The organism is Aeromonas sp. HMWF015, from assembly GCF_963878965.1.
Lineage (GTDB): Bacteria > Pseudomonadota > Gammaproteobacteria > Enterobacterales > Aeromonadaceae > Aeromonas > Aeromonas veronii.
In genome coordinates, this window is sequence record NZ_CAWNZT010000026.1 from 5,495 (window position 1) to 8,485 (window position 2,991).

Below are 2,991 nucleotides of genomic sequence, written 5' to 3' on the forward strand. Positions count from 1 at the left end.
CTGCTCGATGGTGCCGCGGATCTCGGCGGTGGAGTGCTGGGTGCGCCCGGCCAGCGAGCGCACCTCGTCGGCCACCACCGCAAAACCACGACCCTGTTCACCGGCCCGGGCAGCCTCGATAGCGGCGTTGAGGGCCAGCAGGTTGGTCTGCTCGGCGATGGACTGGATCACCGCCAGCACCGAACCAATCTGCTCGCTGGCCTTGGCGACCTCTTTCACCGTGTTGCCCGCGCTGGCGATCTCCTCCGCCAGCTGTTCGATCATGTTGACGCTCTGCTGCACCACCTCATCGCCGGTGACCGCCTGATTGTCCGCTTCGTTGGCCGCTTCGGCCGCCTGTGCCGTGTTGTTGGCCACCTCGTGTACCGTGCTGGTCATCTCGGTCATGGCGGTGGCGAGCTGAGTGGTTTGTTCCTGCTGGCGCGTCATGCTGCCAAGGTTGCCGGCCGCACTGCGCGACAACCGCTCACTCTCGCCAGCCAGTTCGCCCAGTGTCGCGGTGAGCTGGCTGATGGTGTCGCGGATCTTGGCAACAAAGGCATTGAACGCCGACCCGAGGCGGCGGATCTCCTCCGGCCCCGCCACCGGCAGCTTGCTGCCGAGATCGCCGGAGCCATTGGCCAGCGCCTCCAGCGCCTTGACACTGTCGAGCAGCGGACGGCTAAGACGCGCCAGCAGCAGCACCAGCGCCACCGCAATCAGAGCGGTGCCAAGTAGCGCGATCATTACCATCTGCCAGCTCTGGCGTACCAGCGCGGCTGCAACCTCACTGTGATCACGCGCCAACTCGATCACCCCGACCGCCTTGCCGGAGAAGTCGTGCAACGGTGCCGCCATCACCAGAAAATCGCTCCCCTGCTGCTTGATGGTGGTGAAGCGGCTCTCTCCCGCCAATACCTCCTGATACCAGTCCACCGACTCACCAAGCATGGAGGTACCAGTCAGCATAACGGGCTTACCCTGTTCAAACAGATAGATGGCAAAGCGACTGTCCTTGCCCAGCAGATCGGCAAACAGCGAGGTGTCGAGGGCGCGGCCAAACTCCACCGAACCGACCGACTGACCATTGAAAGTGACCGGCACTACGCCGCGGATCCCGGTGCCACCCTGACCGGTCTCCAACCCGCCGACCGGTTGATGATTGCGGTTCACCTCGACCACTGCCAACCGTGTAGTAGAGAGGTCGTCGCCATGATTTGCGGGCTTGTGTACCCGATAAAGGGAAGTAGCCGGGGGAATGTGAAAGTGAAACTGCTGGATCCCCTGCGCTTTGAGGGCGGGCCAGAGCGGATCAAACAGATTGGCGAGGGTCTGCCAATCCTTGTCGGCCACCGCCTTTGCTGCATCCGGCCGCTGGGCGATCAGGGTCGCCGCCAGCACGGTTTCATGGCTGGTGTTTTTGATCACCGCTTCCACATTCTGGAGCTGGCTCCGCAGTGCAGCCTGCTCGGCCGCGAGCGCCCGCTGGCGATTTTCAAACAGATTAAAGGTAAGCAGCACCACGGCGAGCAATACGATGCCGCCGATTGCCAGCAGCGTGATCTGGTGACCCAGCTTGCGAGGGGGGAACATAAGACACCATCCTTGACAGTCAAACCCAACCTACAGGATGGAACGGTTAAGTCGGGAGTCCATCATAACTTAACCCTTTGTTGATATTGATCAAACGATTAACAAGCAAAATGCGAGGTGGGTCAAACGGGGGGAATATTCACTCACAAGGCCGAGATCGGCACTGCGAGCCACAGGTTGAAAGTAAACCGCCCATAAACAAAAACCCCCTCGTGACAGAGGGGGTTTTTCGTCTTGGCAACTGGTGCGGATTAACGCAACGGTTTGACCGAGCGACGGACAATCAGCTCGGGCTGTACCGTCATCGATTCCACTTCCAGCTCCTTGTTGCGGATCCGGCTGACCAGATGCTTCACCGCCAGCTGGCCCAGTTCGGCCTTCGGGTGGCGGATGGTGGTCAGCGGCGGGCTGGAGAAGCGCGCCATCTCCACATCGTCGTAGCCGATGATGGAGATATCGTCCGGCACCTTGACTCCCGCTTCCCAGGCAGCGCAAATCGCGCCGATCGCCATGGGGTCGTCGAAGGCAAAGACCGCAGTCGGACGAGGCTGCAGGGCCAGGATGCGCTGCATGGCATCGAAGCCGCTCTGGCTCTCGTAGTCCCCTTCAAAGACCTGTTCATCTTTAAGGGTCAGACCGTGCTCGCCCAGCGCATCACGCACCCCGTCCAGTCGCTGCTGGGTGGTCGGCTTGGAGAGCTGGCCAGTGATGCAGACGATGTCGCGGTGCCCCAGCTCCAGCAGATGGCGAACGGCCATGCGGGCGCCGATGCGGGCGTTGTCGTTGATGACGTTGGCGAAATCGCACTCCGTGCCCCAATCCAGTACCACCTGCGGCACGTTCTTGTGGATGCGCAGCATGTCGCGCAACGGGGTGTCGATATCGGTACCCAATACCAGCAGGCCATCCACCCGTTTTTCCATCAGCATTCTCAGGTAATGCTGTTGGCGAGGCGGCTGGTTTTCGGTGTTGCAGAGGATCAGGCTGTAGCCCTGTTCGAAGCAGTACGCTTCAACCCCTTGCACCACTTCTGCGAAGAAGGGGTTTACGCTGGTGGTCACCAGCATACCAATGGTCTTGGTCGAATTTATTTTAAGACTGCGCGCTACCGAGTTGGGCGCGTAGTTGAGTTCTGCCACCGCCTCAATCACTTTCTGGGTCGCGTCTTCGCTGACCCGCCGAGTGTGGTTGAGCACATGTGAGACGGTGGAGATGGATACGCCTGCGCGCGAGGCGACATCCTTGATAGTGGCCATCTCTGTCTCCTGACTGTCAAAGGCGGAACATTAGCAGATTTCCCGAATAAAGGCTTGGTTTTAACGAGCTCTGCCACGGAATTGTCAATGCCGGCTAATTTAGGCGCTCATTTCTGTTTGCGCAAATGGATTGTGGTCAAAATGGGAGCGCTGTCAGAGTAAA

The 2,991-nt window shown here is 60.0% G+C and carries 2 protein-coding genes; both read right to left on the minus strand.

All coding sequences use genetic code 11. From position 1 onward, the window contains the following. Positions 1–1,572 (minus strand): methyl-accepting chemotaxis protein (locus AACS18_RS01160; protein ID WP_258228810.1); only part of this gene is annotated, 1,572 nt, incomplete at its 3' end. A gap of 251 nt (positions 1,573–1,823) precedes the next feature. After that, positions 1,824–2,828, minus strand: coding sequence for a substrate-binding domain-containing protein (locus AACS18_RS01165; RefSeq protein WP_005355925.1), 1,005 nt, complete (start codon positions 2,826–2,828; stop codon positions 1,824–1,826). Positions 2,829–2,991 lie beyond the last annotated feature (163 nt).